A 25866-nucleotide genomic window follows, 5' to 3' on the forward strand; every position below is an offset into this window, starting at 1 on the left:
GATCAGTCGGCCAAGTTGCCAAGGCGTTCGCGGTTTTCCCAGATCGCCAGTGCCAGCGAAAGCGCGAAGGCGCCCCAACCAAGGTAGGGGACGGCCCGCCTGGCGAGCGCGCGAAGAATCTGCCGGTAGGCGTCCTCGCCCAGTCGCTCGGACAGCGCCGACAGCCCGGCCCTGGACACAATTTTCGCGACAATTCTGCGTGTGATCCGCAACGCGGCCCACCAATCGCCTTTGCGCACCGCCTCGGCAAGCCGAGGAAGGTCCTGCGCCGTGTCGAGCGCGATGAGTGCGTCGCGAAGCTGTGGGCCTAGTTGCGGATCGATGCCGAAAGCCTGCGCAAGAATGTCGGTGAACGCCCTCTGCCAAGTGTCGGCATCTGCCTGGGCCTCGGCATTGCGGAGGTCTTCCACGGCTTCGGGATCGGGAGCGAGATCGACCTCGTTCGCCAGGATATCCGCCACGAGATCGGCCTGTTCGGTACGCGCGACCAAGGCCGCCTCCGCCCCGACGCCGACCTCGGCCAGCGTCGCCAGTGCGGCACGAAGCTGTTCAGAAGCCGCCTCGGCGTTAACCTCGCCACCATTGTCAACGCCCATGAAACTGTCTGTCGCAGCATCCAGCGCCAAGGCCGCCCCCTCGAAGGCGGGTTCAAATTCAAGCCTTTGCGCAAGAATATCGGCCTCTTGTGCCGCGACATGTCGGCCGCCCACTGCCGCAAATGCTACGGATGTTCCGAAAAGTGCCTTGCGCCGGGAAATGGTCATCTCTGCGCCTCCTGATTATCCGCCACAGCAAGAGCGATCATAGCACAAATGGCACGTCGGTGAATTCGTTCGGGGAATCTGTGCGGGCACGCCCTAATGCTCGCTGAGCACCCGGCTCTCCAATGCCGTCGCATCCCGACGCCCAGGCAGGTAGCTGCCAATGATGTCGCTCAGCGCGGCGAGTCAGCTGAAGTTGGCGGCTGGGCGGAACAAGTCGTCGAAAACAATCTGAGGGGAGTGCGGGTCTTCGAAGCAACGCAGACGCGCTGCGTCATCCGGCAGGGTCACGACCGGCGGCCGGCGATCCGCGCCGTGTCAATCACGAGATCCTTTTCACCGGCCTGCGGCGAAACGCGTGGATCGGCGCGCCGGTGCGCCTTCGCCACAAGCAACGTGCGCCCGGCCTCGACTTCGTTAACCTTCCTTGCGCAATCCTTGCCGTCCCGAGTCCAGGCGCAGGGATGCATCATGCCAGAGATCGAGACCGACACCGACACCGACACCGACACTGACACTGACACCGGCCAGACCGCCGATGCCGTCCACGACCGCTTCCTTGCGGTCGAGGCGATGGCCGCCGAGGCGATGCGCCTGGCCGCCGCCTCGCCAAGCCTGAGCCTGCCCGCGGCGGGACTGGCGACGCCCTTTCTGCACAGCGCCTCGGTGCGCGTCGGGGGACAGGACGCGCTGTTGCCCACGGGCCATGCCGCCGCCACCGACATCCGCCATTTCGGCGTCCTCGTGCAGGGGTTCGACGCCGTGGTCAGCGACGCGGTGGCCCGGCAGAACCTGCGACTGATGCAGGACGCGATCGACTGGTCGGCGGCGACGGGCGGGCTCATCCAGCTGCCCGCCGGGGCGATCGACGTGGCCGGCACGCTGGTCTGGCGCCTCGGCGCCTCGATGCGCGGCGCGGGCAAGCATTCCTCGCGGCTGCGCCAGCGCCTGCAGCCCCGGCTGGACAGCGAGCCCTTCGTCGACCTGCTGGCCTGCCCCCCGGTCAGCGGCCGCGAGGGTGGCAACGGCTATACGCTGCTGGCCGACCTGATCCTTGATGGGGGCTGGACCCTGCGCAACCATGCCGCCGACCGGGAGGGCGGCAACTGGTCCTATGATCCGCACCGCATGACGCAATGCGCGGTGGCCTTTGACACCCCGGCGGCGGGGCCGGCGGGGCCCTCGGCCGCGCGCGAGGCGGGCAGCGACGCGCATAACCGGCTGGACAACGTCACCATCACCAATGTCGCGGGCTGCGGCATCCGCATGTCGGGGCGCGGCGAGAACTTCATCCGCGGGGTCGAGCTGCGCAAATGCGCGGTCACCGGCCTGTATCTGGACAGCCCCGACTGCTTCGTGTCGGACCTGACCAGCTATCTGCATGGCGACAGCGGCTGCATCATCACCGCCCGCGCGGGCAACCTGCGCCTGACCAATTCGAAGATGTGGTTCACCGGCATGCAGCGCGACGCCGAGGTGATCGGCGCGGGCATCCACCTGCCCGACAAGGGCACGGCCGCGCTGACGATGTCGAATGTCTCGACCCAGGACAGCTGGGGTCCCGGCCTGCACCTGTCGGGCGATACCGGGATCACCTTCCACGGCGACCTGGACGAGGCCGGCGGCGGCCGGCTGGAACACCAGGGCTTCGGCTATGGCGGGCCGCGCAGCCTGCCGCGCTGTTTCCTGCGCGCCGATGGCACGCTGCGCCGGGCGCGGATCGACGCGCAGATCAAGGGCGGCGCCCGCACCGCCGAACGTCCGCATCTGGTGCATCTGACCGGATCGGGCGTGACGGGCTGCGATTTCCGGCTGGGCGGCGACCTGACGGGCGTCCATCCGCAGCGGGTGGTCGAAAGCAACGGCACCCGCAATGCGCGCCGCCACAACGAGGTCTGGTTCGGCGGCCGGATGCTGCACGGGCAGGTCACCGCCGCGCAGCTGGCCGACCCCGCGCATGGCGTCAACGATCCCGATTACGGCCCCAGCCAGGCGATCACCGCCGAGGGCCGGGCCCTGTGCCGGTCGGCCGACGGCAGCTGGCAGGACGCGGCGCTGGCCGCGCCGGGGCTGCGGGTGCTGGGCTTCGAGCCCTGGGACGAGGACGGATACCGCGCCGCGCTGGCGGCCCATGCCGGCGATCCGATGGTCTGGGTGGTCCGCTATGCCGCCGCTTGATCTGACGCGCTGCGAGACGGTCACGATCGCCGGCCGGGCCATCGCCGACATCGGCCATCTGGGCCGCAGCGTCTGGCAGGAAGCCCCGGGGCTGCCGCTGCCCGAGGATCCGCCGCAGCCCTATTAGCGCCGGGATCGCACCGCGCGACCGGACCCGCCAAGGGCGCAAGAAAGGCAAAGGGGCTGGTCCTGGCGGACCGGCCCCTTGCGCGTTTCGATCCTGGTGCCGGTGAAGGGACTCGAACCCCCGACCCCATCATTACGAATGACGTGCTCTACCAGCTGAGCTACACCGGCAACAGATCGTGCGGCGGCGGATAGCAGGTTCCGCGGCCAAGGAAAAGAGCCCGCCGCGGATTTTTGGCCCGCGGCACCGGGGGGCGACGCGGCGCGCGCCCGCGACCCGGCCCGGCCTCAGCCGCGCGCCCGGTCGCCCTGCCAGGCGCCCTCGGAAGGCGGCTCGACATCGGGGCGGACAGGCACCGGCTCGGCATCGGCGGTGCCGGCCGTCGCGGTCCGGTCGGGCACGGGCTTGCGGGACACGGCCCTGTCGGGCACGGGAGTGCCGGCCAGCGGGGCGGCGCTGTCGGGCGGGGCCGTGCGGGCGCGGCTGCCATCCACCGGGCGCTCGGGCGAGGTGTCGGTGGTGGCCGGCTCGATCTCGACGAAATCCTGTTCGCGCGGCACCATGCCGGGGGCCACGTCGGCGATCTCGATGCGGGTGCTGCGCGGGCTGTCGGCCGGGGGCGCCGTCCGTGCGGCGGGGGCCGCCGGGGCGGGCGCGGCCGCGGCATCGGTGGCCGCGCCATCGGCGGGCGGGGCATCGGCGGCCGCGGCATCCGGCGTGGTGGCCGGGCTGCCGACCAGCAGCGGCAGCATCTCGGGCCCCGCGGTGCCCGCGGTGGCGGCGCTGCGGCGCATCTCGGGCTCGCGCCAGCTGAGCGTGTCGAAGCCGCCGCAGCTGTCGCAGACCGGACCCCAGTCGGCCATCACGTTGTGGCAGGTGTCGCAGACCCATTGCGGCCCGCGCGAGGCGGTCAGCGCCTTGGCCAGCCAGCCGCGCACCACGCTGTCATCTGCGCCCTCGCCGCGTTCGACGGCCGCCATGATCGACAGGGTGCGGACGGTGGGGTGGGATTGCGCCAGATCGCCCAGCGCACGCCGGGCTCCGGGGAAATCCTCGGCCGCCAGCAGCAGTTCGGCCTTCAGCAGGCGCGATTCCTCGTCCGAGGGGTTCTTGCCGATCAGCCGCTCGAACCGCGTGAGGCGGGCGTTCGGCGTCTCGTCGGGGACAATCGCGGCATAGGCGGCGGCGATGTCGGGATGCGGGCGCACCGACCAGGTCTTTTCCAGGATCCGCGAGGCGTTGCGGTAGTCCTTGGCCTCGGTATAGCTTTGCGCGGCCAGCACCGCCGCCGGGATCAGGTCGGGCGAGGCCTTGGCGGCCGAGATCGCCGCCTCGCGGGCGCTGATCGAATTGCCCGAGGCCAGAACCTCGCTGGCCTCCTGCAGCGCCAGCACCGCGTCGCGGCGCAGATGCACGTCCTTGGGCAGTTCGCCCTGGCGGGATTTTTCCTTCAGCAGCTTGCGCGCGCCCTTCCAGTCATGCTCGCGCATCTCAAGCTCGAGCAGCGTGTCCTGGATCTCCTTGTGGCGCGGCTTCAGCGCATAGGCCTTTTGCGCCAGCAGCAGCGCGGTCGCCGTGTCGCCGGCGTCGAGTTTCTGGCGCATCAGCCCGCGCACGCCGACAAAGCGGGTGCGGTCATCCTCGAGCAGGGTGCGATAGGCGGCCTCGGCCTGGCTGCGGTCGCCGGCGACCTCGGCGGCCTGCGCGGCCAGCACGTTGGTCACATGCGGCATGTCCAGATACTTGCGCGCCTTCGCCGCCTTGTCCTGGGCCAGCTTGCCCTCGCCCGAGGCCACGGCCAGCATCCCCTCGCCCAGGGCCTCGTATCCCTTGCGCTCGCGCGAGCGGGCGAAATAGCGGTTGATCGCCGTCTCGTCCCCCGCGAGAAAGCGCAGGAAGGCCAGCGCGAGGCCCAGAAGCCGCAGCACCAGCCAGGCGGCGACCATCAGCACCAGAAGCGCGACCAGGGCCTTGACCGGGGTCAGCACATATTCCGTGCCGCCATATTCGAGGCGCAGGGTCTGGCCGGTTTCGGACAGCTGGACGGCGCCGAGGGCGATGGCCAGGACGACCGCGAAGAAGAACAGGATTTTCAGAAGCGACAGGATCATGACCGGGCCCTCAGTTCGAATTGGCCGACAGGTCGGACAGGGCCGCCTGCGCATCGCGATAGGCCGTGGCATCGGCGATCCAGGCGGCCATCGCGGGCGCCTCGCGGGCGGGGTCGGGCAGCGCCGCGACCTCGGTCAGCGCCGCGTCGATGCGCCCCGCCTCGACCGCGGCATCGGCGCGCGACAGGATCGCGTCGGGATCGTCGCCCTCGCGCGGGGTGACCGAGCGGGCGCCGGTTTGGGCGCGCAGGAAATTGGTCAGCAGGTTGCCGCCGCCCTCGGCGCTGTCGTTGCGCAGCGCGGCGCGCAGGCCGGCCCGCGCGGCCTCGCCGAAGCCCGCCTGCAGGCTTTCGAGGCTGGGCACCTCGCGGGTCAGCGCCTCGGGCGCGTCCAGCCCGGCGCCTTCCAGCGTCTGGCGCGCCTCGTCCGGGGTCACGCCACGGTCCAGCGCCGCCTGCAGCGCGGTGATGGCGGCGACCGCCTCGGCGCGGCGGGTGCTTTCCTCGGCGGCCTCCTGCAGCTTCTGCGCCTCGGCCTGCGCGGCGGTGATCTCGGACTGGGCGTTCTCGGCTGCGGACTGGATCTGCTGTTCCAGCGCGCCGGCCTGATCGGCCAGCGACTGCACCCGCTCGGCGACCGCAGGATCGATGCTGGGCCGGGCGGCCAGTTCCTCGATCCGGGCCGCCTGTTCGTCGAGGCGGGCCTGAAGCGCCGCGAGATCCTCGGCCGAGACCAGCGCGACCTGTTCGGCAGGGGGGGCTTCCGGCGCGGTTTCCGCAGCGGTGCCGGTTGCGGGTTCCGCCGGGGCCTCGGCGGTGGCGGTGCCGGACTCGGCGGGGGCAGGGTCGCTGCCGGGCTCGGCGGGGGTGAAGGGCTGGCCCGCGATCTCTGTCAGCAGCGCGTCGATTTCCTCGCGCGCGGCCAGGCGGGCCGCGTCGCGGGCCGCCGTCTCGGCGGCGCTGACGGCCTCGGCGCGGATCGCCTCGGCATCGATGGCGGGTGCGGCCTCGGCGGCGGGATCGGCGGGCAGCCAGCCCGCGGGCAGATGCGGCAGCGCCCAGAGGGCCGCCGCGGCGCCAAGGCCCGCAGCCACCGCGCCGCCAAGGGCTGTGGGCCAGAAGCCGGCCTTGCGGACGGTGACGTTCTGGGTCGGGGCGGGGCTTGCCGCGGGCGTGTCCCGCAGGATCGCCTCGGGCGGGGTGTCCTTCAGCGGGCCCCTGGGTCCGGCGTCGGCGGGAAGGGACGGCGGCTGCGCGGCCGCGTCGGCGGCCGGTTTCGCGGCCCCGGTGCCCGGCTTCGTGGCCTCGGCGGCGGGCTTGCCGGTCGGGGTCGGGGATGCCGGGTCCTTCGCCCCGGCCCCGGCTCCGGCCCCGGCGGCGGCGGCGGCGGCGGCCGTCGCAGAGGCGGCGGGGGCGGAACCGGCCGGGGCGGCCTTCGCGGCCGGCTTGCCCGCATCGGTCCCCGCATCGGTCGCGGCGGACTTCGGCGCGGCTGCGGGCCGCCCGTCCTTGCCGGTGCCCAGCAGCGATGATTCGATGGGTTCGGCGCTGCCCGCGCCGGCCCGCGCCGAGGCGCCGTCGCCCGGCCCGGTCGCCGACGAGGCCAGCGTGCCGGGCGCGGCGGCGGCTTTGCGACCCGTCGCATCCCCGGTTTTTGCCACCGTTTCGGCCGTCGCCGCCGCGGGCTTTTCGGATCCTTCGGACTTGCTGTCGCTCGAGGGTTTCTTCTCGTCTGGCTTTTTCACAATGCTGTCCCCGTCCTCGCCTGTCCCGGCGTGCCCGCCGCCGCAGCGTGAACGCAGCCTAATGACGCGCGGGCTTCTGCTCAACCCGCCGTGATCAGGATTGTTCCACGCCGCACATTGCGCCGATCGCGGCGGCCAGCGCCTCGATCCGCGGCGCGGCGGCGACGGTCCGGCGATCCTGCCGTCCGGTCCAGCCTTCCAGCGCCGCCGGGCTGATCGCCGCCAGCCACAGCGGCGCACGCGCCGCGCCGGCCATGCCCGCCAGCAGCGTGGCCGAGCGCGGCGACATCACCGGCAGCACCACCGGCGCGGCGCCTGCCAGCAGCCGCAGCGCCGCGGGCGACAGGTCCTGCGGGATCTGGTCATAGACCACCACCCCCTCGACCGGCAGGTCGCGGGCGAGGTGGCGGCCATGCGGATGCAGCAGCCGCAGCGCCGAGCCCGCGACAAGATCGCGCAGCCCCTCGGCATCGCCCGGACCCTCGATCACCCGAAAGCCCGCCGCGCCGGCCAGCTGCGCGGTGCGCGGACCGACGCAGAAGGCCGGGCGCCCGCGCCCCGCCCCGGCCGCCGCGACCGCATGGCCCGAGGTGAAGACCAGCCCCTCGGCCGCGTCCAGCCGCGCCCGGTCATGCGCGACCGGGACGATCCGCAGGATCGGCGAGACCAGCGCGGCCATGCCCGGCAGCAGCGCCGCCAGCCGCCCCGAATCGGGTTCGGGCCGGGTCAGCAGAAGCGTGGGCGCGGCGCGCCTGTCCATTGGCAACCCCCGTGGCCGGTGCTAGGCCATCAGGGGTAAGCCTCCCTTCCCCGCCCGGCAAGAGCATGGACGACCTCATCTTTCTCGGCATCGAAAGCAGTTGCGACGACACCGCCGCCGCCATCGTGGCGGGCGACCGGCGCATCCTGTCCTCGGTCGTCAGCAGCCAGACCGCGCTGCATGCCGATTTCGGCGGCGTCGTCCCCGAGATCGCCGCCCGCGCCCATGCCGAGCGGCTTGACCTGGCCGTGGAACAGGCGCTGGCCGAGGCCGGGCTGGGCCTGCGCGACCTGTCGGGGGTCGCGGTGACGGCGGGGCCGGGGCTGATCGGCGGGGTGATGGCCGGGGTGATGTGCGCCAAGGGCATCGCCGCCGGGACCGGGCTGCCGCTGATCGGCGTTAACCATCTTGCCGGCCACGCGCTGACCCCGCGGCTGACCGATGCGACGCCGTTTCCCTATCTGATGCTGCTGGTCTCGGGCGGGCATTGCCAGTTCCTGCGGGTCGAGGGGCCGCGCGCCTTCACCCGGCTTGGCGGCACCATCGACGACGCGCCGGGCGAGGCCTTCGACAAGCTGGCGCGGCTTCTGGCGCTGCCCCAGCCCGGCGGCCCCTCGGTCGAGGCCGAGGCCGCCGGGGGCGATGCCGACCGCTTCGATCTGCCGCGCCCGCTGCTGGACCGGCCGGGCTGCGACCTGTCCTTTTCGGGGCTCAAGACCGCGGCGCTGCGGCTGCGCGACCGGCTGGTCGAGGAACAGGGCGGGCTGCGCAGCCGCGACCGGCGCGATCTTTGCGCGGCGTTCCAGGCGGCCGTGGCCGAGGTGCTGGCCGAAAAGGCGCGCCGCGCGCTGGACCGCGCGCCGGTGCCGGTGCTGGCCGTGGCGGGCGGGGTCGCCGCGAACCGGGCGGTGCGCGGGGCGCTGGAGCAGGTCGCCAAGGCCGCCGGAGCGGCCTTCCTGGCGCCGCCGCTGCGGCTTTGCACCGACAATGGCGCGATGATCGCCTGGGCGGGGATCGAGCTGTTCCGCCTTGGCCAGCGCGACGGCATGGACCTGGCCGCGCGGCCCCGCTGGCCGCTGGACGGTCGTGCGGCACCGATGCTGGGCAGCGGCAGGAAGGGGGCCAAGGCATGAGCGTGGCGATTCTGGGCGCGGGGGCCTTCGGCACGGCGCTGGCGGTGGCGCTGTCGGCGAACGGGCCGGTGACGCTGTGGGGGCGCGATGTCGGCTGGGGGCGGATCAACCCGCGCCTGCCGGGGGTCGCGCTGCCCGAGGCGGTGCGGACCGGTGCGGATCTGCGCGCCGCCGCGGCCGCGGCCGACACGATCCTGCTGGCGCTGCCCGCGCAGCTGCTGGCGGGCTTTCTGGCCGATCATGCGGCGCTGCTGGACGGAAAACGGCTGGTCAGCACCGCCAAGGGGATCGACCTCACGCGGCTGACCGGCGCCTCGGCGCTTCTGGGCGAGGCCTGTCCCTCGGCCGCGGTCGCGGTGCTGACCGGGCCGTCCTTCGCCGCCGACATCGCCCGCGGCCTGCCCACCGCCCTGACGCTGGCCTGTGCCCGGCCCGATGCGGGCCTTGCGCTGCAACATGCGCTGTCGACGCCGGTGCTGCGCCTCTACCGGACCACCGACGTGACCGGCGCCGAACTGGGCGGCGCGCTGAAGAACGTCATCGCCATCGCGGCCGGCGTGGTGATCGGCGCCGGGCTGGGCGACAGCGCCCGCGCCGCGATCATCACCCGCGGCTTCGCCGAGATGACCCGGCTGGCCGTGCGGCTGGGGGCCCGCCCCGAGACGCTGGCCGGGCTGTCGGGCCTGGGCGACCTGACGCTGACCTGCACCTCGCCGCAATCGCGCAACTTCCGCTTTGGCCGGGCGCTTGGCGCCGCCGAGGATTTCGATGCCGCCACCACCGTCGAGGGCGCGGCCACCGCCCGCGCCGTCGCCGCGCTGTCCGGGCGGCTGGGCGAGGACATGCCGGTGGCCGCGATGGTCGCGCGGCTTGCCGATGGCGGCGTTTCGGTCGAAAAGGCCGTCGAGAAGCTGATGAGCCGACCCCTGAAGGAGGAATGATGCCCCTGTTCGCCGTGATCTGCCGGGACAAGCCCGGTGCGCTGCAGACCCGCCTCGATACCCGCGAGGCCCATCTTGGCTTCATCCGCGACAGCGGCATCGTGCGCATGGCCGGCCCGCTGCTGGACGAGGGCGCGATGTGCGGCTCGTTGCTGATCCTCGAGGCCGAGGACCTGGCAACCGCCCGCGACTGGGCCGCCAACGACCCCTACAAGGGCGCCGGGCTGTTCGACAGCGTCGAGGTGATCGAGTGGAAGAAGGTGATCGGCTGATGGCCTACTGGCTGTTCAAGTCCGAACCCGACGTGTTCGGCTGGGACGACCTGGTGGCGCGCGGCGAGCGCGGCGAGGAATGGGACGGCGTGCGCAACTATCAGGCCCGCAACAACATGCGCGCCATGAAGCGCGGTGATCTGGGGCTGTTCTATCATTCCAACATCGGCAAGGCGGCGGTCGGCATCGTCGAGGTCGCGGCCGAGAGCCATCCCGACAGCACCGCCGCCGACCCGAAATGGGAATGCGTCGACATCCGCGCGGTCAGGCCCCTGCCGCGCCCCGTCACGCTGGACGAGGCCAAGGCCGAGCCGCGGCTGAAGGACATGGTGCTGGTCAACAACAGCCGCCTGTCGGTGCAGCCGGTGAGCGAGGCCGAATGGGCCGTGATCCTGGAGATGGCGGGGCTGTGACCGCCGCCGGCGCGGCGGCAGCGGGGGTCCCGAAGGCGCGCGCCACACCATCGCATGCCCCCGGAGAACCCGTGGCTGCCGGATAGCGCGGCAGCGCCCGCAACGCAACGCCCAAGCGCGGGGCTTTTGATGCAAAGCCGCTTCATCTTGCTGCGTCGCCGCGATAGGCTGCGGGCATCCCCGACAGGCGATCCCCAGGAGGTCCCATGAGCCAGCGTCTTCACCTCGTCTTCGGCGGCGAGCTGACCGATCCGCAGGGCACGCAGTTCCGCGATGTCGATGCGATCCATGTCGTCGGCATCTTCCCCGACTATGCCAGCGCGCACCGCGCCTGGAAGGCCGAGGCGCAGCGCACCGTGGACAGCGCGCAGACCCGCTATTTCATCGCGCATCTGCACCGGCTGGTGGACGAGGAGAAAGAGGTCGGCCCGACCGTGGCCCTGAACGGCTGATGGCGGGCGGCGGGCTTGGCAGGCTGGGGCTTTGGCTGCATCTGCGCAGCCGGCCGGACCCGGCCTCGGCCCGCATCGAGCTGCCGCCGGGCGATGGCCCGCTGCTGCTGATGCATGTCTCGGCCGCGGCCGAGACCGCGGCGGCGCAGGTCCTGGCCCGGCTGCGGCGCGGGATGCCGAAGCTGCGGGTGCTGGACACGCGCGGCCTGCCGCCGCTGCCGCTGGCCGACAATTCGGGTGCCGCGCAGACGCTGCTGGACGAGGCGCGGCCCGCGGCGCTGCTGCTGCTGGGCGCCGACCTGCCCCCGGCGCTGATCGCCGCCGCCGCGCAGCGCCGCCTGCCCGTCATGCTGGCCGAGGCGCGGCTGACCGCCCCCGAGACCGGCTGGGGGCTGCGCGCGGCGATGCGCCGCCGCCTTCTGCAAAGCGCCGGGGCGGTGCTGGTCACCGATCCCGAAAGCCACCGCATCGCGATCCGCATGGGCGCCGATCCGGCCCGGGTGGTGCTGACCGGGCCGGTCGCCGAGATCCGCGAACCGCTGCGCTGCACCGAGGCCGAACGCAGCGGCTTTGCCCAGCTGCTGAGCGGACGGCACGCCTGGCTGGCCGCCTCGGTCCCCGAATCCGAGGAGCAGGCGGTGCTGACCGCCCATCGCGCCGCCATGCGCCAGTCGCATCGCGCGCTGCTGTTCCTGGCGCCGCGCGACCCGGCGCGGGTCGATCCGCTGGCCGCGCAACTCGAGGCCGAGGGGCTGCTGGTGGCGCGCCGCAGCCTCGACGAGGAACCGACCGAGGAAATCCACGCGCTGATCACGGACGGTCCGACCGAGATGGGCCTGTGGTACCGGCTGGCCCCGGTCACCTACATGGGCGGCACCCTCAGCGGCGAGGTCGACGAGGCGCGCCACCCCTTCGAGCCAGCCGCCCTCGGCTCGGCCATCGTGCACGGGCCGGCGACCGGGCGGCACCCGACCGAATGGCAGCAGCTTGACGGGGCGGGCGCAGCGCGGATGGTCGGCGATGCCGAGGCGCTGGCCGCGACGATCGCCGAACTGACGCAGCCCGACCTGGTCGCGGCGCTGGCCAGCGCGGCCTGGGCGGTCAGCACCGGCGGCGCCGATGTCGCGCAGCGCATCGCCGGGCCGGTGCTGGACGCGCTGCGCGGGGCGACACGATGAGGCGGGCGCCCGGCTTCTGGTATCGCCGCCCGCCGACCCTTGCGGCGCGGCTGCTGGCGCCGCTGGGCGCCGCCTATGCGCGCGCCACCGCGCGGCGGCTGGCGCAGGGCGGGCACGCGCGGCTGCCGGTGCCGGTGATCTGCGTCGGCAACCTGAACGCCGGCGGGACGGGCAAGACGCCGACGGTCATCCATCTGCTGCAGCTGCTGCAGGATGCGGGCATCGCCGCGCATGTCGTCTCGCGCGGCTATGGCGGCACGGCCAAGGGCCCGCTGCGCGTGGACGAGCGTCGCGACGACGCGGCCACCACCGGCGACGAACCCTTGCTGATGGCGGCCTTCGGACCGGTCTGGGTCGCCGACGACCGGCTGGCCGGATGCCGCGCGGCAGTCGCGGCGGGCGCGCAGGCGGTGATTCTCGATGACGGCTTTCAGGATCCGGCGCTGGCGCATGATTTGTCGCTGATCGTCGTGGATGCCGCGAAGGGCTTTGGCAACGGGCTGTGCCTGCCCGCCGGCCCCCTGCGCGAACCCGTGGCGGCGGGGCTTGCGCGGGCCGACCTGCTGCTGTCCATCGGCCCGGCCGAGGCGCAGGCGGGCTTTGCCTCGCCCGCGCCGGACCTGCCGCATCTGCGCGGCCGGCTGGCCCCGCTGCAGACCGGCATCGACTGGCGCGGCCACCGCGTGCTGGCCTTCGCGGGCATCGGCCATCCCGAGAAATTCTTCGCCACCCTGCGCGATCTGGGCGCGCGGGTGATCCGCGCCGAGGCGCTGGAGGATCACCAGACCTTCACCCCCGCGCTGCTGACGCGGCTGGAAACCGAGGCGCGGCTGGCCGGCGCCCAGCTTGTGACCACGGAAAAGGATGCCGCCCGCCTGCCGCGCGGCTTCCGGCCAAAGGTGCTGGCGCTGCCGGTCAGGCTGGTCCTGGACGATCCGCGCCCGCTGCTGGACGCGCTGTCACGGCTGTTGCCGGGGCTGCGCCGGCCCGGCTGAACGCACGCCGCAGCGGCCGGGCCCCGGGGCTAGATGCCCAGTGCCGACATGGCCAGCGACAGGACCAGCGCCACGACCACTGCCGCGCTGACCACAACGAGGACCGCGATCCAGATGCCGTTGGGATAGTGCTCGCGATCGAGGCTCCACTGCTCGTCCTCGACCTCGCGGCCGATAATCGCCTCTTTCAGGCGATGCAGCATCTGCCGCAGGGGGCCTTCCCCGCCGGGCCGGGTGGACATCTCGATTCTCCAATAAATTTTTCGATTGAAATTTTCAATATGGAGTGGATCCGCGCAAATCAAGGCCGCGGCGGGGCTGGTTGACCTTTTCGACAGAAATTTTCATCATGATCCCATGCCGCGCCCCTACAAACTGACCGAAGATGGCCGTGCCGCCCGCGCCGCGCGCAGCACCGAGACGCGCGAGGCCTTGATGGCCGCGGCGCATGCGCTGTTCGGGCAGCACGGCTATGACGGGGTGTCGGTGACCGAGATCGCGCGCAAGGCCGGCGTCTCGGCATCGCTGATCAACACCTATTTCGAGGGCAAGGCCGGCCTTGCCTATGCCCTCGTGGAAAGCCTCAATGACGCGCAGGAGGCCGCAAGCCGCGCCATCGTCGAGGGCGGCGGCCCGCCCCTGCGGCGGTTGCGCGACATGCTGCTGGTCTGGGCGCGGGGCGACCTGTCGGACCCGCGCATCCTGCAGGTGGTGCAGGGCTATTCCTGGCAATGGTCCGACGAGACCGAGACCCGCAACCGCGCCACCCGCGCGATCTTCAAGGGCCTTGTCGCCGATCTCGTCGCCGAGGCGCAGCACAGCGGCGAGATCGCGGCGACGCTGGCCCCCGCAAGGCTGGCGGACGCGATCTTCGGACTTTACACATGGAGGACCCGAGATGCGGTCTTTTCGCGCCGCGCGCCCGAAGAGGCGCTGGACCTGCTGTGGCCGCAGATCGAGTCGCTTCTGCAGGCGGCCCGGCCCGCGTGATGGCGCAATCCGCGCCGCGGGTCTTTGCAAAGGGGCCGACGGCCCCGATATAAGGACCATCAGAGGCCGTTCGGCCTCGTCACCGAAAGGCAGCGCATGACCCGAAACGCCATGCAAAGGCTCAGTTTCTACCTGCTGGTGCTGGTGACGCTGTATGCGTCGCTGGCCGGTGCGGGCTGAGGGCGCGCGGGTGGCTGGCAGGTTCCGCGGCCCGCATTCGCCCGGTTCCGACGGCGGCGGCCTTCCGCCGTCGTTGCGGCACCGGCTGGCGACGCGCCCCAAATGGGTCACCATCGCGGCCTCGCCCTTCCTGATCGCGGCCTTCTTCCAGCCGCCGCTGGGAATGGTCGGCAGCCTTGCCGGTTTCGGGCTGATCGCGACGGCCATGTGGCTGACCCGCGAGGGGCTGGCCGCCGAGGCCGCCTATGACCTGCGCCGCGTGGCGCGACGGCCCGCCGTCCCGCGCAAGCTGCTGGGCGGCCTGCTGGCCGGGCTGGGACTGGGCCTGGGCGCGGCCGAACCCGGCGCGATCGCCGGCGCGGCGGTCATCGGCCTTGCCGGCTTCGCGCTGCACTGGCTGGCCTTCGGGGCCGATCCGATGCGCGACAAGGGCATCGACGGGGACGGCGGCTTCCAGCAGGACCGCGCGGCGCGGATGATCGACGAGGGCGAGGCGCATCTGGCGCGCATCCAGCAGGCGATCGGAGGCCTGGGCGACCGCCGCCTCGATGACCGCGTGGCGCGGTTTGCGGGCACGGTGCGCCGGCTGTTCGAGCGCGTCCGCGACAATCCCGGCGACCTGTCGGCCACGCGTCGCTATCTGGGCATCTACCTTCAGGGCGCCAGCGAGGCGACCGACAAGTTCGCCAGCCTCTATGCCCGCCACGGCGACGCCAAAAGCCGGGCGGCCTACGAGGCGTTCCTTGATGACCTGGAAAAGGATTTCAGCGCGCAGTCCGGCAAGCTCTTGGACGCCGACCGCAGCGACCTGAAGATCGAGATCGAGGTGCTGCGCGAACGGCTGGCGCGCGAGGGCGTGCGCCCCGTGGACGGCGGGACGACGCCGCTCAGCGAGGATGCCCGCCGTCTGGACGAGGTGCTGTCGCCCCGGCAGGGCGTGACCGCCGGGCGTCGCTGAGGCTCGATGCCGCGTTTCGCGCTGAAGATCGAATATGACGGCCGGCCCTTCGCGGGCTGGCAGGCGCAGGCCGACCAGCCCTCGGTGCAGCAGGCGGTCGAGACCGCCCTGGGCCGGCTGGACCCGGCCTATGCGGCCGGGGCTCGGATCGCCGCGGCCGGTCGCACCGATGCCGGGGTCCACGCCAGCGGGCAGGTCGCCCATGCCGATCTGGCGCGCGCCTGGGACCCGTTCCGGCTGGCCGAGGCGCTGAACTTCCACCTGAAGCCGGCACCGGTCGCGGTGCTGGCCGCGGCGCCGGTGCCGGCGGATTTCCACGCCCGCTTCTCGGCCGTCGAGCGGCGCTATCTGTTCCGGCTGGTGGCGCGGCGCGCGCCGCTGACCCATGCGCGCGGACAGGTCTGGCAGGTGCTGAACCCGCTAGACACCGCGGCGATGCGGCAGGCGGCGGCGCATCTGGTCGGACGGCACGACTTCACCACCTTCCGGTCATCCCTCTGCCAGGCGCAGAGCCCCGTGAAGTCGCTGGACGAGATCACCATCGAGGACCTGCCGGTCCCGCATGGCCGGGAATACCGGTTCTCGCTGCGGGCGCGATCCTTCCTGCACAATCAGGTCAGGTCGATCGTCGGCACGCTGGAACGGGTCGGCGCCGGATCCTGGCCGCCCGAGCGGGTGGCCCTGGCGCTGGCCGCGCGCGACCGCGCCGCCTGCGGGCCGGTCTGCCCGCCGCAGGGGCTGTACCTGACGGGCGTGGGCTACCCGGCCGATCCCTTCAGCGCCTGACGCGTTCGGCGCAGCGCCGCGACCGCCTGCGCCTTGCGGCGGCGCGGCCGCTCGTCGCGGCGCGAGACCACGATCTTGACCGTGCTCCACAGGATCCACAGGTCCAGGCTGAGGTCGCGATGGCGCTGGTAGATCAGGTCGATCTTCAGCTTGGCGGGCAGGCAGCGGCGGTAATAGGCGGCCTCGGTCGCCTCGGCGCTGGTGCAGCGGGCGAGGATACGATCCTCGTGGCGGTGATAGATCAGCGTGGCCAGCCCGGTGACGCCGGGACGGCTTTTCAGCACCTGGCCATAGATGGCGGGGAACCGCTCGACATATTCACGCAGGGGCGGGCGCGGTCCGACAAAGCTCATGTCGCCCTTCAGGATGTTGAAAAGCTGCGGCAATTCGTCGATGCGCGAGCGGCGCAGGAAATGCCCGATGGGCGTGATGCGCCAGTGCTTGTGCGCCCCGGTGGCGCCGAAATCGCCATCCTGGCGCAGCATGGTGCGGAACTTCAGCTGGGTGAAGGCGCTGCCCGGCGCCCGCATCCGCTGCGCGGAATAGAAGATCGGGCGGCCCTGGACGACCAGCAGGATCAGCGCCACCACCGCCATCACCAGCGACAGGGGCAGCAGCAACAGCAGCGCAAGGCCGATATCGAACAGCCGCTTGGACAGTGGCATCGGCTGGATCGTGGCGGACGCGGTCCGGTTGAGAAACCAGGCCAGCTTCGGCGCGGTCAGCGCCGTCAGGCGCTGTGCCGAGGTCTTGTCCCAGTCGTGGTGGATCGTCACGATGCCGTCCGATAGGTTTGTTGATGCGTCGTTTTTCGCGGTAGCACATCATTCCGGGCAAGAAAACCGCGCCTCGGCGATCGGGCGCAAACACTTGCGTGGGCATGGCAGTTCGGCCACTGTATCGGCGGAAATCGACCCAAGGCGGCGAAGACATGCGCAAATTCCTGGTGCTGCTGGACGACAGCCGCGAATGCCTGAACGCCATGCGCTTTGCCGCGATGCGGGCGGCCAGCACGGGCGGCGGCGTGGTCATCCTGTCGGTGATTCCGGCCGACGACATCCAGCACGGCTTCGGCTTCGGCGTGGCCGACGTGATGCGCGCCGAGGCGCAGGAACGCATCGAGGCGCATTTCGAGGTCTTCGCCAAATGGATGAGGACCCGCCCCAAGGTCGAGCCGGAACTGGTCATCCGCGAAGGCGACCCGGCCGAGGAGCTGATCGCCCAGATCGCCGAGGACCCCGAGATCGGCGTCGTCGTGCTGGGGCTGGACAGCGACAAGTCGGGCCAGAACCCGGTCCTGACGCGGCTGCTGCGCGAGGCGGCGACGCTGGCCTGCCCGATCACCATCGTGCCGGGCGACATCCCGAAGGAACGGCTGGAGGCGATCACCTGACCGGCCGCCGCGCGGGCCGCCGCGCGGGCCGGGCCACGACCGCGCGGCGGCTTGACCCGACGGCCCGCGATGGCCATATGCAGGACAAAGGAGCGCCCGCCATGTTCATCCAGACCGAGACCACGCCGAACCCCGCCACGCTGAAATTCCTGCCGGGCGAGACCGTCCTGGGCAGCGGCACGGCCGACTTCCCGACCGCCGGCGACGCCGCGGCCTCGCCGCTGGCCCGGCGCATCTTCGCCATCGAGGGGGTTGGGGGGGTGTTTCTCGGACGCGACTTCGTCACCGTTACCAAGGCGGACGACCAGCCCTGGGATCACCTGAAGCCATCGGTGCTGGGCGCGATCATGGAGCATTTCCAGTCGGGCGCCCCGGCCATCGAGGGCGATGCCCCGGCCGGCGCCGGCCATGCCGACCACAGCGGGCCGGATGCCGAGATCGTCGTGCAGATCAAGGAGCTGCTGGACACGCGCGTGCGCCCGGCGGTCGCGCAGGACGGCGGCGACATCACCTTCCACGGCTTCGACCGCGGCGTGGTCTACCTGCACATGCAGGGCGCCTGCGCGGGCTGCCCGTCCTCGACCCTGACCCTCAAGATGGGGATCGAGAACCTGCTGCGCCACTATATCCCGGAGGTGATCGAGGTTCGCCCCGTTGCCTGAGCCACTGGTCCTGGGCTTCGACACATCGGCCGCGCATTGCGCGGCCGCTTTGCTGTCGGGCGAGCGGCTGCTGGACAGCCGTCACGAGGCGATGGAGCGCGGCCAGGCCGAACGGCTGTTTCCCCTGCTTCACGAATTGCTGGACGCGGCCGGGCTTGGCTGGCACGCGCTGGCCGCCATCGGCGTCGGCATCGGTCCCGGCAACTTCACCGGCATCCGTGTGGCGGTGGCGGCGGCGCGCGGGCTGTCGCTGGCGCTGGGCATCCCGGCAATCGGGATCAGCGCCACCGAAGCGGCGGCCCTCGGGCTGCCCAGGCCGTGCCGGGTGGTGCTGCCCGCGCGGCGCGATCAGGTGATCTGGCAGGATTTCGGCGCCGCGCCGGATGCCGATGTCGCGCTGGGGGCCGGGGGGGGCCGTCCGCAGCAAGCTGCGGCCGGCGCGCTGCCGCCCGGCCCCGCGCCGGCTGCGCCGCCCCTTCCCGTGGCCGAGGCCATCGCCCGGCTGGCGATGGCGCGGCGGCACCTGCCCTGCCCCCGGCCGGCGCCGCTGTATCTGCGCCCGGCCGACGCCGCCCCGGCGCCCGAGCCGGCGCCGGTGCTGCTGCCGTGACGCCCGACCAGCTTGCGGGCCTGCACCGGCGCTGCTTCACCGACCGGCCCCGGCCCTGGTCGGCCGCGGAGATCGCGGCGATGCTGGCGCTGCCGGGCGTCTTCCTGCACCACCGCACCGGCGGCTTCCTGATCGGCCGGGCCATCGCCGAAGAGGCCGAGCTGCTGACCCTGGCGGTCGCCCCGGATGCCCGCCGGGCGGGGCTGGGCCGACAGCTGACCGAGGCGTTTGCCGCCACGTCACGCGCCCGCGCTGCCCGCGCCGCATTCCTGGAGGTCGCCTGCGACAATGCCCCGGCGCTGGCGCTGTATGCCGGCCTCGGCTGGCGCGAGGCGGGGCTGCGGCGGGACTATTTCGGTCCGGGGCACGACGCCAGGGTGCTGCGCCTTGCGCTTTGAAATCACGCAGAAGACGGTTGACCGCTTTCCGGCGTTGCGCCCTAATCGGGCCATCATGCGGGCGGCCTGAATCGTCCGCGCCAACAGGATGAGGCTGACCATGGGTGTGATGACGAGATTGCTGGCCGGGGGCGCGCTGGCGGCGCTGGCCTCCGGCGCGGCGCTGGCCGACCCGGCACTGATCTACGATCTGGGCGGCAAGTTCGACAAGTCCTTCAACGAGGCGGCCTATGCCGGCGCGCAGCGTTGGGTCGAGGAGACCGGCGGCGCCTACAAGGAACTGGAGATGCAGTCCGAGGCGCAGCGCGAACAGGCCCTGCGCCGGCTGGCCGAGACCGGCGCCAACCCCATCGTGATGACCGGCTTTGCCTTCGGCGACGTCCTGAACAAGGTCGCCCCCGATTACCCGGACACGAAATTCGCGATCATCGACATGGTGGTGGACCAGCCCAACGTCCAGTCGGTCGTCTTCACCGAGGAACAGGGCAGCTATCTGGCCGGGGTGATGGCCGCGATGGCCTCGCAGAGCGGCACGGTCGGCTTCATCGGCGGCATGGACATTCCGCTGATCCACAAGTTCGAATGCGGCTATGCGCAGGGCTTCAAGGCGGTCAAGCCGGACGGCAAGCTGCTGATCAATTATACCGGCACCACGCCCGCGGCATGGAACGACCCGGTGAAGGGCGGCGAGCTTGCCAAGGCGCAGAAATCGCAGGGCGCCGACGTGATCTATGCCGCCGCCGGCGGCACCGGCATCGGCGTGCTGCAGGCGGCGGCCGACGAGGGCATCCTGTCGATCGGCGTGGACAGCAACCAGAACCACCTGCATCCGGGCAAGGTGCTGACCTCGATGGTCAAGCGGGTGGACAATGCCGTCTTCGACGCCTTCACGGCCGGCACCGACCTGGCACCGGGCGTCACCGTGATGGACCTTGCCGCCGGCGGCGTGGGCGTCGCGATCGACGACAACAACAAGGATCTGGTGACGGCCGAGATGCAGGCCGCAGTCGACGACGCGGCAGCCAAGATCGCCTCGGGCGAGATCAAGGTGCACGACTACGCGACCGACAGCACCTGCCCGGTCCAGTAGGCATGGCCGGCGCCAGCGAACCGGCGGGGGGGCGGCCTGACGGGGCCGCCCCCCCTGCGATCGAGTTGCGCGGGATCTCGAAGGCCTTCGGGCCGGTCCAGGCCAACCGCAACATCGACCTGGCCGTGCCGCGGGGCACGATCCACGGCATCATCGGCGAGAATGGCGCGGGCAAGTCCACGCTGATGTCGATCCTCTACGGATTCTACAAGCCCGACAGCGGCGAGATTCTGGTGAACGGCCAGCCCATTACCATTTCCGACAGCCAGACCGCGATCCGCGCCGGCATCGGCATGGTCTTTCAGCATTTCAAGCTGGTGCAGAACTTCACCGTGCTGGAGAACGTCATCCTCGGCGCCGAGGACGGGCGGCTGCTGCGTCCCTCGCTGGCCAAGGCGCGCGGGGTGCTGAAGCAACTGGCCGCCGAATACCAGTTGAACGTCGACCCCGACGAAACCATCGAGGAATTGTCGGTCGGCCACCAGCAGCGCGTGGAAATCCTCAAGGCGCTGTACCGGCAGGCGGATATCCTGATCCTCGACGAGCCGACCGGCGTGCTGACCCCGGCCGAGGCCGATCACCTGTTCCGCATCCTCGAAGGGCTGCGCGACGAGGGCAAGACGATCATCCTGATCACCCACAAGCTGCGCGAGATCATGGAGATCACCGACAATGTCAGCGTGATGCGGCGCGGCGAGATGGTCGCCTCGGTCCGCACCGCCGAGACCAGCCCCGAGGAGCTGGCCGAACTGATGGTGGGCCGCAAGGTGCTGCTGAATGTCGACAAGGCCCCTGCCCGGCCCGGCGCGCCCGTCCTCGAGGTGCGCGACCTGCGGCTGGTCGATGCCGACGGGGTCGAACGGCTGCGCGGCATCGGCTTTGACATCCGCGCGGGCGAGATCCTGGGCATCGCCGGGGTCAGCGGCAATGGCCAGACGCAATTGCTGGAACTGCTGGGCGGCTACCCCGAAAAGGGCAGCAGGGTCAGCGGCAGCATCCGCGTGCACGGGCAGGAGCTTGACCTGACCGGCACACGCTCCGACGCCGCCACCCGGCGCGCGCGGGGGATCGGCCATGTCCCCGAGGATCGGCAGGTCGAGGGGCTGATCATGGATTTCGCGGCCTGGGAGAATGTCGCCTTCGGCTATCACCACGCCCCCAAATACAATCGCGGCTGGCTGATGGACAACGACGCGATCCGCAAGGATGCCGAGGGCAAGATCGCCCGCTTCGACGTTCGGCCGCCGAATTGTCACCTTGCCGCGCGCAATTTTTCCGGCGGCAACCAGCAGAAGATTGTCGTCGCCCGCGAGATCGAGCGCAATCCCGACCTGCTGCTGATCGGCCAGCCGACCCGCGGAGTCGATATCGGCGCCATCGAGTTCATCCACAAGCGCATCGTCGAGTTGCGCGATGCCGGCAAGGCGGTGCTGCTGGTCAGCGTCGAACTGGACGAGATCCTGTCGCTGTCGGACCGCATCGCGGTGATGTTCGATGGTCGGATCATGGGTGAACGCCTTCCCGGCCAGACCACGACCGGAGAGCTTGGCCTGCTGATGGCGGGCATCACCGACACCGCGCATGTGCCTGACGACGCGGGGATTCCGCCCGGAACGCCACCCCATGCCGAGGCGGCAGGGGACACGGCATGAAAGCGTTCCGGCACCTCGCCATCGCGGCGGATGCGGGCCTGGACTGGCAGGGGCAGGTCGCCATCGGCTTTGCGACGCTGGCCGATCGCAGCCGCTGCTTCGGCGAGGCGCGAAACGGCACACCGCGATCCGAGGACATCCTTGTGGTGCGCGGCTATCAGGGCGGCAACGGCGTCATCCCGCGGGCCCGCACACCGGGGCGGATCGCCGGGACGGGCGATCCGCTGGGTCTCGAGCAGATTGCCGATGCGGGCGCGTTTCTTGACCTTTGCCACCGGATGGGCGGCGCGCCCGGCGCAACAGGAAGGGCCGGCTGATGGACAAGATGCCGAAATGGGCGGATGTGATCCTGACCCCGCTGATCTCGCTGCTGCTGGCCATGGCGATCTCGGCGCTGGTGATCCTGGCCATCGGGGAAAGCCCGTGGCTGGCGCTGAAAACCATGGTCGATGGCGCGCTGGGGTCCAGCTATGGCTGGGGGTTCACGCTGTATTACACCACCAACTTCATCTTCACCGGACTGGCCGTCGCGGTCGCCTATCATGCCAGCCTGTTCAATATCGGCGGCGAGGGGCAGGCGGCGATGGGCGGGCTGGGGGTGGCGCTGGTGCTGCTGTATCTGCCGCTGCCGCACTGGATTCTGGCGCTGCCGGTGGCGATGGCGGGCGCGGCGATGTTCGGGGCGGCCTGGGCGCTGATCCCGGCCTGGCTTCAGGCCAGACGCGGCAGCCATATCGTCATCACCACGATCATGTTCAACTTCATCGCCGCCGCGCTGCTGAATTATGTGCTGGTCAACCTGCTGCGCCCGGTGGGCAGCATGGACCCGGCCTCGGGGCGTTTCCCCGAGGCGACACATCTGCCGAAGCTGTCGGACATCGCGCTGGGGATGGGCCTCGAATGGGGCAAGAACACGCCGGTCAACGTCACCTTCATCGTCGCGATCATCGCCTGCCTGCTGGTCTGGCTGCTGATCTGGCGCACGCGCCTCGGCTACGAGATCCGCGCCTTCGGGCGGTCCGAGCCCGGCGCGCTGTATGCCGGGATCAGCCCGGTCAGGATCACCGTGCTGGCCATGCTGATCTCGGGCGGGCTGGCCGGGCTGATGGCCATCAACAACGTGATGGGCGAATCCGAGCGGCTGGTGCTGAACGCGGTCGAGGGCGCGGGCTTCATCGGCATCGCGGTGGCACTGATGGGCCGCAACCACCCGCTGGGCGTGCTGCTGGCGGCGCTGCTGTTCGGGTTTCTCTATCAGGGCGGGGGCGAACTGGCGCTGTGGACCTCGATCCCGCGCGAGCTGATCATCGTCATCCAGGCGCTGGTGATCCTGTTTACCGGCGCGCTGGACAACATGGTGCGGATGCCGCTGGAACGGCTGTTCCTGTCGCGGCGCAAGCGGGGGGCGGCGTGATGGATTTCGCAACCGCCATCCAGATCCTCGATTCCGCCGTGCGGCTGATGACGCCGCTGCTGCTGGCCTGCCTTGCGGGGCTGTATTCCGAACGCTCGGGCGTCTTCGACATCGGGCTTGAAGGCAAGATGCTGATGGCGGCCTTCACCGCCGCCTCGGTCGCCTATGCCACCGGCAGCGCCTCGCTGGGGCTGGTCGCGGGGATCGGCGGGTCGCTGGCGCTGTCGCTGATCCACGGCGCGGCCTCGATCACCTTCATGGGCAACCAGCTGATTTCCGGCGTGGCGATCAATTTCCTGGCCTCGGGGCTGACGGTGCTGCTGGGCCAGAAGATCTTCGGGCTGGGCGGGCGCACGCCTGCGCTGTCGGGCGATGGACGCTTTGGCGAGATCACCCTGCCCTTCGCCGACAGCCTGCGCGAGGTGCCGGTGATCGGCCCGATCTATGCCGAGCTGATCTCGGGCCACACGATCCTTGTCTATGTGGCCTTCGCGATGGTGCCGCTGACCTGGTGGGTGCTGGCGCGCACGCGCTTTGGCCTGCGCCTGCGCGCGGTGGGCGAAAACCCGGCCTCGGTCGATACGGCCGGCGTCTCGGTCACGCGGCTGCGCTTTGCCGCCATCGCCATCTGCGGCGTGCTGTGCGGCATCGCCGGCGCCTATCTGGCCACCGGCCTGTCAGCGGGCTTCGTCAAGGAAATGACCGCGGGCCGCGGCTTCATCGCCCTTGCCGCACTGATCTTCGCGAAATGGCGCCCCTGGAGCGCGCTGGGCGCGACCTTCCTGTTCGGGCTGCTGGAAGCGATCGCCAACCGCTATCCGAACCTCGACCTGGGGATCGTCACCATCCCCTCGATGTTCATGAACGCGCTGCCCTACATCCTGACCGTCATCATCCTTGCGGGCTTCGTCGGCCGCGCCATCCCGCCCCGCGCGGGCGGAGAACCCTATGTCAAAGAGCGCTGAGCTTGCCGCCCTGATCCGCGACCGGGCGGGCGACCGGGCCCCGGAATTCGGGCTGATCCTCGGCTCGGGGCTGGGCCATCTGGCCGCGCAGGTCGAGGGCGTGGCGATCGCCTATGACGACCTGCCCGGTTTCCCCCATGCCGGCGTGTCGGGCCATGTGCCGCAGCTGGTGATCGGCCAGCTTGAAGGGCGTCGGGTCGCGGTGTTCGGCGGCCGGTCGCATTACTACGAGCATGGCCGCGCCGATGCGATGCGCCTGCCGCTGGAGGTGCTGGCCGCGCTTGGCTGCGACCGGCTGATCCTGACCAATGCGGCGGGGTCGCTGCGCGCCGACATTCCGCCGGGCGGGCTGATGCTGCTGAACGACCACATCGCCTTCGCCGGCGCCAACCCGCTGATCGGAGAGCCGAGCGATGCCCGCTTCGTGCCGCTGACCGATGCCCATGACGCCGGGATGCGCGCGGCGCTGGCCGCCGCGGCGCTGGCCGAGGGCGTGGACCTGCCCGAAGGCGTCTATTGCTGGTTTTCCGGCCCCAGCTTCGAGACCCCGGCCGAGATCCGGGCGGCGCGCATCCTTGGCGCCGACGCGGTGGGCATGTCCACCGTGCCCGAGATCATCCTCGGCCGGTTCCTGAAGCTGCGCTGCGCGGCGATCTCGGTCATCACCAACATGGGCGCGGGCCTCAGCAACGAGGCGATCAGCCACGACCACACCAAGGCCATGGCCCCCCTTGGCGCCGCCAAGCTGGAGCGGGTGCTGCGCCGCTTCCTGCGCGACGATCAGGCCAGATAGCGTCCGAACCAGTCCAGGGTCCGCTGCCAGGCCAGATCGGCGGCGGCCTTGTCATAGCGCGGCGTCGAGTCGTTGTGAAAGCCGTGATTGACGCCCGGATAGACATGCGCCTCGTAGGGCTTGTCGTGGGCCTTCAGCGCCGCCTCATAGGCGGGCCAGCCCTCGTTGATGCGCTCGTCCAGTTCTGCATAATGCAGCAGCAGCGGCACCGCGATCTTCGGCACGTCCTCGACCGCAGCCTGCCGGCCATAGAAGGGCACCGAGGCCGCCAGTTCGGGATAGGCCACCGCCAGCGCATTGCACACCCCGCCGCCATAGCAGAAACCGACCGCCCCGACCTTGCCGGTCGAATCCTCGCGCGCCATCAGATGTTCGGCGGCGGCGAAGAAATCATTCATCAGCCTTTCGGGATCGACGGATTGCTGCAATTCGCGCCCCTCGGCATCATTGCCCGGATAGCCGCCGACCGAGGACAACCCGTCCGGCGCCAGCGCCATGTAGCCCGCCTTGGCCAGCCTGCGCGCGACATCCTCGATATAGGGGTTCAGGCCGCGATTCTCGTGGATGACCAGAACGGCGGGCAACCTGCCCTCGGCGCCCGCAGGACGCACCAGATAGCCGCGCACATCGCCATGCCCCTGCGGCGAGGGGTAGGTGATGTATTCGGGCAGGATCTCGGGATCGTTGAAGCTGACCTGCTGGGCCAGCGCGTAGTCCGGGCTGAGCATGTCCAGCAGCGCCAGCGCCGTCACGCCGCCGACCGCGAACTTGCCGGCGCGGTCCAGGAATTGCCGCTTGGTGATCCGGCCGTGGGCGTAGAAGTCGTAAAGTTCCAGCAGTTCCTGCGGGAAATCGCGGGCGGTCATGCGGGTCATCGGCGGTCCTCCGTGCAGATCGCCGCCTGCCTAAC

General features: G+C 71.1%; 30 protein-coding genes and 1 tRNA gene. 22 read left to right on the top strand and 9 right to left on the bottom strand.

The genetic code is table 11. From position 1 onward, the window contains the following. Window positions 1-2: 2 nt before the first annotated feature. Together Q5Y72_RS10195 and Q5Y72_RS10200 are read right to left on the bottom strand one after the other, a co-directional pair. Window positions 3-764: a hypothetical protein gene (locus tag Q5Y72_RS10195; protein WP_305963312.1), complete on the bottom strand. Its 762-nt coding sequence runs from the start codon at window positions 762-764 to the stop codon at window positions 3-5. 284 nt (window positions 765-1048) lie between these two features. After that, window positions 1049-1234: a hypothetical protein gene (locus tag Q5Y72_RS10200; RefSeq protein WP_305963313.1), complete on the bottom strand. Its 186-nt coding sequence runs from the start codon at window positions 1232-1234 to the stop codon at window positions 1049-1051. Here Q5Y72_RS10200 and Q5Y72_RS10205 point away from each other — a divergent pair. After that, window positions 1233-2939, top strand: a complete 1707-nt coding sequence (locus Q5Y72_RS10205; RefSeq protein ID WP_305963314.1) for a right-handed parallel beta-helix repeat-containing protein — start codon at window positions 1233-1235, stop codon at window positions 2937-2939. The genes Q5Y72_RS10200 and Q5Y72_RS10205 overlap by 2 nt on opposite strands. Next, window positions 2926-3066: a hypothetical protein gene (locus Q5Y72_RS10210; protein WP_305963315.1), complete on the top strand. Its 141-nt coding sequence runs from the start codon at window positions 2926-2928 to the stop codon at window positions 3064-3066. The genes Q5Y72_RS10205 and Q5Y72_RS10210 overlap by 14 nt, the downstream gene beginning before the upstream one ends. Before the next feature lie 94 nt (window positions 3067-3160). Here Q5Y72_RS10210 and Q5Y72_RS10215 read toward each other — a convergent pair. From Q5Y72_RS10215 to Q5Y72_RS10230, 4 genes are all read right to left on the bottom strand, one after another. Further along, window positions 3161-3236 (bottom strand) — tRNA-Thr (locus tag Q5Y72_RS10215). A 117-nt stretch (window positions 3237-3353) separates the two neighbouring features. Continuing rightward, window positions 3354-5177 carry a heme biosynthesis protein HemY gene (locus Q5Y72_RS10220; RefSeq protein ID WP_305963316.1) on the bottom strand — a complete coding sequence of 608 codons (1824 nt, stop codon included), beginning with the start codon at window positions 5175-5177 and terminating at the stop codon, window positions 3354-3356. Between the two features lie 10 nt (window positions 5178-5187). Further along, window positions 5188-6921 carry a COG4223 family protein gene (locus tag Q5Y72_RS10225; RefSeq protein ID WP_305963317.1) on the bottom strand — a complete coding sequence of 578 codons (1734 nt, stop codon included), beginning with the start codon at window positions 6919-6921 and terminating at the stop codon, window positions 5188-5190. Window positions 6922-7015: 94 nt separating this feature from the next. Further along, on the bottom strand, window positions 7016-7681 hold the full coding sequence (locus Q5Y72_RS10230; protein WP_305963318.1) for a uroporphyrinogen-III synthase: 666 nt from the start codon (window positions 7679-7681) through the stop codon (window positions 7016-7018). A gap of 65 nt (window positions 7682-7746) precedes the next feature. On the opposite strand from Q5Y72_RS10230, the gene tsaD reads away from it, so the two are divergent. From tsaD to lpxK, 7 genes are all read left to right on the top strand, one after another. Next, window positions 7747-8814, top strand: coding sequence for a tRNA (adenosine(37)-N6)-threonylcarbamoyltransferase complex transferase subunit TsaD (tsaD, locus tag Q5Y72_RS10235; protein ID WP_305963319.1), 1068 nt, complete (start codon window positions 7747-7749; stop codon window positions 8812-8814). Then, on the top strand, window positions 8811-9755 hold the full coding sequence (locus Q5Y72_RS10240) for an NAD(P)H-dependent glycerol-3-phosphate dehydrogenase (protein WP_305963320.1): 945 nt from the start codon (window positions 8811-8813) through the stop codon (window positions 9753-9755). Before tsaD ends, Q5Y72_RS10240 begins: the two co-directional genes overlap by 4 nt. Next, window positions 9752-10027: a YciI family protein gene (locus Q5Y72_RS10245; protein WP_305963321.1), complete on the top strand. Its 276-nt coding sequence runs from the start codon at window positions 9752-9754 to the stop codon at window positions 10025-10027. The genes Q5Y72_RS10240 and Q5Y72_RS10245 overlap by 4 nt, the downstream gene beginning before the upstream one ends. Continuing rightward, window positions 10027-10440, top strand: a complete 414-nt coding sequence (locus Q5Y72_RS10250; protein ID WP_305963322.1) for an EVE domain-containing protein — start codon at window positions 10027-10029, stop codon at window positions 10438-10440. The genes Q5Y72_RS10245 and Q5Y72_RS10250 overlap by 1 nt, the downstream gene beginning before the upstream one ends. A gap of 206 nt (window positions 10441-10646) precedes the next feature. Then, on the top strand, window positions 10647-10892 hold the full coding sequence (locus tag Q5Y72_RS10255) for a DUF4170 domain-containing protein (RefSeq protein ID WP_305963323.1): 246 nt from the start codon (window positions 10647-10649) through the stop codon (window positions 10890-10892). Beyond that, window positions 10892-12070 (top strand): 3-deoxy-D-manno-octulosonic acid transferase, encoded by a 1179-nt coding sequence (locus tag Q5Y72_RS10260; protein ID WP_305963324.1) that lies wholly within the window; start codon window positions 10892-10894, stop codon window positions 12068-12070. The genes Q5Y72_RS10255 and Q5Y72_RS10260 overlap by 1 nt, the downstream gene beginning before the upstream one ends. Then, entirely contained in the window at window positions 12067-13065 is a 999-nt protein-coding gene (lpxK, locus tag Q5Y72_RS10265; RefSeq protein ID WP_305963325.1) for a tetraacyldisaccharide 4'-kinase, read from the top strand. Before Q5Y72_RS10260 ends, lpxK begins: the two co-directional genes overlap by 4 nt. 29 nt (window positions 13066-13094) lie before the next feature. On the opposite strand, the gene Q5Y72_RS10270 is transcribed toward lpxK, so the two are convergent. Continuing rightward, on the bottom strand, window positions 13095-13307 hold the full coding sequence (locus Q5Y72_RS10270; RefSeq protein ID WP_305963326.1) for a hypothetical protein: 213 nt from the start codon (window positions 13305-13307) through the stop codon (window positions 13095-13097). A 115-nt stretch (window positions 13308-13422) separates the two neighbouring features. Here Q5Y72_RS10270 and Q5Y72_RS10275 point away from each other — a divergent pair, with 115 nt between their 5' ends. The 3 genes from Q5Y72_RS10275 (at window position 13423) to truA (ending at window position 15979) form a co-directional block, all read left to right on the top strand. After that, window positions 13423-14055: a TetR family transcriptional regulator gene (locus Q5Y72_RS10275; protein ID WP_305963327.1), complete on the top strand. Its 633-nt coding sequence runs from the start codon at window positions 13423-13425 to the stop codon at window positions 14053-14055. 190 nt (window positions 14056-14245) lie between these two features. Next, on the top strand, window positions 14246-15193 hold the full coding sequence (locus tag Q5Y72_RS10280; RefSeq protein ID WP_305963328.1) for a 5-bromo-4-chloroindolyl phosphate hydrolysis family protein: 948 nt from the start codon (window positions 14246-14248) through the stop codon (window positions 15191-15193). Window positions 15194-15199: 6 nt separating this feature from the next. Beyond that, window positions 15200-15979, top strand: coding sequence for a tRNA pseudouridine(38-40) synthase TruA (gene truA, locus Q5Y72_RS10285; RefSeq protein ID WP_305963329.1), 780 nt, complete (start codon window positions 15200-15202; stop codon window positions 15977-15979). On the opposite strand, the gene Q5Y72_RS10290 is transcribed toward truA, so the two are convergent. After that, window positions 15952-16755: a sugar transferase gene (locus Q5Y72_RS10290; protein WP_371930804.1), complete on the bottom strand. Its 804-nt coding sequence runs from the start codon at window positions 16753-16755 to the stop codon at window positions 15952-15954. The genes truA and Q5Y72_RS10290 overlap by 28 nt on opposite strands. Window positions 16756-16910: 155 nt before the next feature. Between Q5Y72_RS10290 and Q5Y72_RS10295 the strand changes: the two genes are divergently transcribed. The 10 genes from Q5Y72_RS10295 to Q5Y72_RS10340 all read left to right on the top strand — a co-directional run bounded on the left by Q5Y72_RS10295 (window position 16911) and on the right by Q5Y72_RS10340 (window position 24956). Beyond that, a complete protein-coding gene (locus tag Q5Y72_RS10295; protein ID WP_305963330.1) occupies window positions 16911-17372 on the top strand; it encodes a universal stress protein in 462 nt (153 codons plus the stop codon). Between the two features lie 101 nt (window positions 17373-17473). Then, a complete protein-coding gene (locus tag Q5Y72_RS10300) occupies window positions 17474-18034 on the top strand; it encodes a NifU family protein (protein WP_305963331.1) in 561 nt (186 codons plus the stop codon). Continuing rightward, window positions 18027-18644, top strand: a complete 618-nt coding sequence (gene tsaB, locus Q5Y72_RS10305; RefSeq protein ID WP_305963332.1) for a tRNA (adenosine(37)-N6)-threonylcarbamoyltransferase complex dimerization subunit type 1 TsaB — start codon at window positions 18027-18029, stop codon at window positions 18642-18644. Before Q5Y72_RS10300 ends, tsaB begins: the two co-directional genes overlap by 8 nt. Beyond that, window positions 18641-19042, top strand: coding sequence for a GNAT family N-acetyltransferase (locus Q5Y72_RS10310; RefSeq protein ID WP_305963333.1), 402 nt, complete (start codon window positions 18641-18643; stop codon window positions 19040-19042). The genes tsaB and Q5Y72_RS10310 overlap by 4 nt, the downstream gene beginning before the upstream one ends. Before the next feature lie 100 nt (window positions 19043-19142). Next, window positions 19143-20132 (top strand): BMP family lipoprotein, encoded by a 990-nt coding sequence (locus Q5Y72_RS10315; protein ID WP_371930805.1) that lies wholly within the window; start codon window positions 19143-19145, stop codon window positions 20130-20132. Between the two features lie 2 nt (window positions 20133-20134). Then, the gene (locus Q5Y72_RS10320) at window positions 20135-21784 is read left to right on the top strand and encodes an ABC transporter ATP-binding protein (RefSeq protein ID WP_305963334.1); all 1650 of its coding nucleotides are present in this window, start codon (window positions 20135-20137) and stop codon (window positions 21782-21784) included. Then, window positions 21781-22101, top strand: a complete 321-nt coding sequence (locus Q5Y72_RS10325; protein ID WP_305963335.1) for a hypothetical protein — start codon at window positions 21781-21783, stop codon at window positions 22099-22101. The genes Q5Y72_RS10320 and Q5Y72_RS10325 overlap by 4 nt, the downstream gene beginning before the upstream one ends. After that, complete coding sequence (locus Q5Y72_RS10330) at window positions 22101-23198, top strand: ABC transporter permease (protein WP_305963336.1); 1098 nt, start codon at window positions 22101-22103, stop codon at window positions 23196-23198. Before Q5Y72_RS10325 ends, Q5Y72_RS10330 begins: the two co-directional genes overlap by 1 nt. After that, on the top strand, window positions 23198-24163 hold the full coding sequence (locus Q5Y72_RS10335; RefSeq protein WP_305963337.1) for an ABC transporter permease: 966 nt from the start codon (window positions 23198-23200) through the stop codon (window positions 24161-24163). The genes Q5Y72_RS10330 and Q5Y72_RS10335 overlap by 1 nt, the downstream gene beginning before the upstream one ends. Further along, complete coding sequence (locus Q5Y72_RS10340) at window positions 24147-24956, top strand: purine-nucleoside phosphorylase (protein WP_305963338.1); 810 nt, start codon at window positions 24147-24149, stop codon at window positions 24954-24956. Before Q5Y72_RS10335 ends, Q5Y72_RS10340 begins: the two co-directional genes overlap by 17 nt. Here Q5Y72_RS10340 and yghX read toward each other — a convergent pair. Further along, complete coding sequence (yghX, locus tag Q5Y72_RS10345) at window positions 24944-25831, bottom strand: YghX family hydrolase (protein WP_305963339.1); 888 nt, start codon at window positions 25829-25831, stop codon at window positions 24944-24946. The genes Q5Y72_RS10340 and yghX overlap by 13 nt on opposite strands. Window positions 25832-25866 lie beyond the last annotated feature (35 nt).

This window comes from Paracoccus spongiarum, from assembly GCF_030732095.1.
Taxonomy (GTDB): Bacteria; Pseudomonadota; Alphaproteobacteria; order Rhodobacterales; family Rhodobacteraceae; genus Paracoccus; species Paracoccus spongiarum.

Excerpts from the sequence above, each read along its gene's own strand:
- Q5Y72_RS10195 (WP_305963312.1), bottom strand. The coding sequence starts at position 764 with ATGACCATTTCCCGGCGCAAGGCACTTTTCGGAACATCCGTAGCATTT.
- Q5Y72_RS10205 (WP_305963314.1), top strand. The coding sequence starts at position 1,233 with ATGCCAGAGATCGAGACCGACACCGACACCGACACCGACACTGACACT.
- Q5Y72_RS10200 (WP_305963313.1), bottom strand. The coding sequence starts at position 1,234 with ATGATGCATCCCTGCGCCTGGACTCGGGACGGCAAGGATTGCGCAAGG.
- Q5Y72_RS10210 (WP_305963315.1), top strand. The coding sequence starts at position 2,926 with ATGCCGCCGCTTGATCTGACGCGCTGCGAGACGGTCACGATCGCCGGC.
- Q5Y72_RS10220 (WP_305963316.1), bottom strand. The coding sequence starts at position 5,177 with ATGATCCTGTCGCTTCTGAAAATCCTGTTCTTCTTCGCGGTCGTCCTG.
- Q5Y72_RS10230 (WP_305963318.1), bottom strand. The coding sequence starts at position 7,681 with ATGGACAGGCGCGCCGCGCCCACGCTTCTGCTGACCCGGCCCGAACCC.
- tsaD (WP_305963319.1), top strand. The coding sequence starts at position 7,747 with ATGGACGACCTCATCTTTCTCGGCATCGAAAGCAGTTGCGACGACACC.
- Q5Y72_RS10240 (WP_305963320.1), top strand. The coding sequence starts at position 8,811 with ATGAGCGTGGCGATTCTGGGCGCGGGGGCCTTCGGCACGGCGCTGGCG.
- Q5Y72_RS10245 (WP_305963321.1), top strand. The coding sequence starts at position 9,752 with ATGATGCCCCTGTTCGCCGTGATCTGCCGGGACAAGCCCGGTGCGCTG.
- Q5Y72_RS10250 (WP_305963322.1), top strand. The coding sequence starts at position 10,027 with ATGGCCTACTGGCTGTTCAAGTCCGAACCCGACGTGTTCGGCTGGGAC.
- Q5Y72_RS10255 (WP_305963323.1), top strand. The coding sequence starts at position 10,647 with ATGAGCCAGCGTCTTCACCTCGTCTTCGGCGGCGAGCTGACCGATCCG.
- Q5Y72_RS10260 (WP_305963324.1), top strand. The coding sequence starts at position 10,892 with ATGGCGGGCGGCGGGCTTGGCAGGCTGGGGCTTTGGCTGCATCTGCGC.
- lpxK (WP_305963325.1), top strand. The coding sequence starts at position 12,067 with ATGAGGCGGGCGCCCGGCTTCTGGTATCGCCGCCCGCCGACCCTTGCG.
- Q5Y72_RS10270 (WP_305963326.1), bottom strand. The coding sequence starts at position 13,307 with ATGTCCACCCGGCCCGGCGGGGAAGGCCCCCTGCGGCAGATGCTGCAT.
- Q5Y72_RS10275 (WP_305963327.1), top strand. The coding sequence starts at position 13,423 with ATGCCGCGCCCCTACAAACTGACCGAAGATGGCCGTGCCGCCCGCGCC.
- truA (WP_305963329.1), top strand. The coding sequence starts at position 15,200 with ATGCCGCGTTTCGCGCTGAAGATCGAATATGACGGCCGGCCCTTCGCG.
- Q5Y72_RS10295 (WP_305963330.1), top strand. The coding sequence starts at position 16,911 with ATGCGCAAATTCCTGGTGCTGCTGGACGACAGCCGCGAATGCCTGAAC.
- Q5Y72_RS10300 (WP_305963331.1), top strand. The coding sequence starts at position 17,474 with ATGTTCATCCAGACCGAGACCACGCCGAACCCCGCCACGCTGAAATTC.
- Q5Y72_RS10315 (WP_371930805.1), top strand. The coding sequence starts at position 19,143 with ATGGGTGTGATGACGAGATTGCTGGCCGGGGGCGCGCTGGCGGCGCTG.
- Q5Y72_RS10320 (WP_305963334.1), top strand. The coding sequence starts at position 20,135 with ATGGCCGGCGCCAGCGAACCGGCGGGGGGGCGGCCTGACGGGGCCGCC.
- Q5Y72_RS10325 (WP_305963335.1), top strand. The coding sequence starts at position 21,781 with ATGAAAGCGTTCCGGCACCTCGCCATCGCGGCGGATGCGGGCCTGGAC.
- Q5Y72_RS10330 (WP_305963336.1), top strand. The coding sequence starts at position 22,101 with ATGGACAAGATGCCGAAATGGGCGGATGTGATCCTGACCCCGCTGATC.
- Q5Y72_RS10335 (WP_305963337.1), top strand. The coding sequence starts at position 23,198 with ATGGATTTCGCAACCGCCATCCAGATCCTCGATTCCGCCGTGCGGCTG.
- Q5Y72_RS10340 (WP_305963338.1), top strand. The coding sequence starts at position 24,147 with ATGTCAAAGAGCGCTGAGCTTGCCGCCCTGATCCGCGACCGGGCGGGC.
- yghX (WP_305963339.1), bottom strand. The coding sequence starts at position 25,831 with ATGACCCGCATGACCGCCCGCGATTTCCCGCAGGAACTGCTGGAACTT.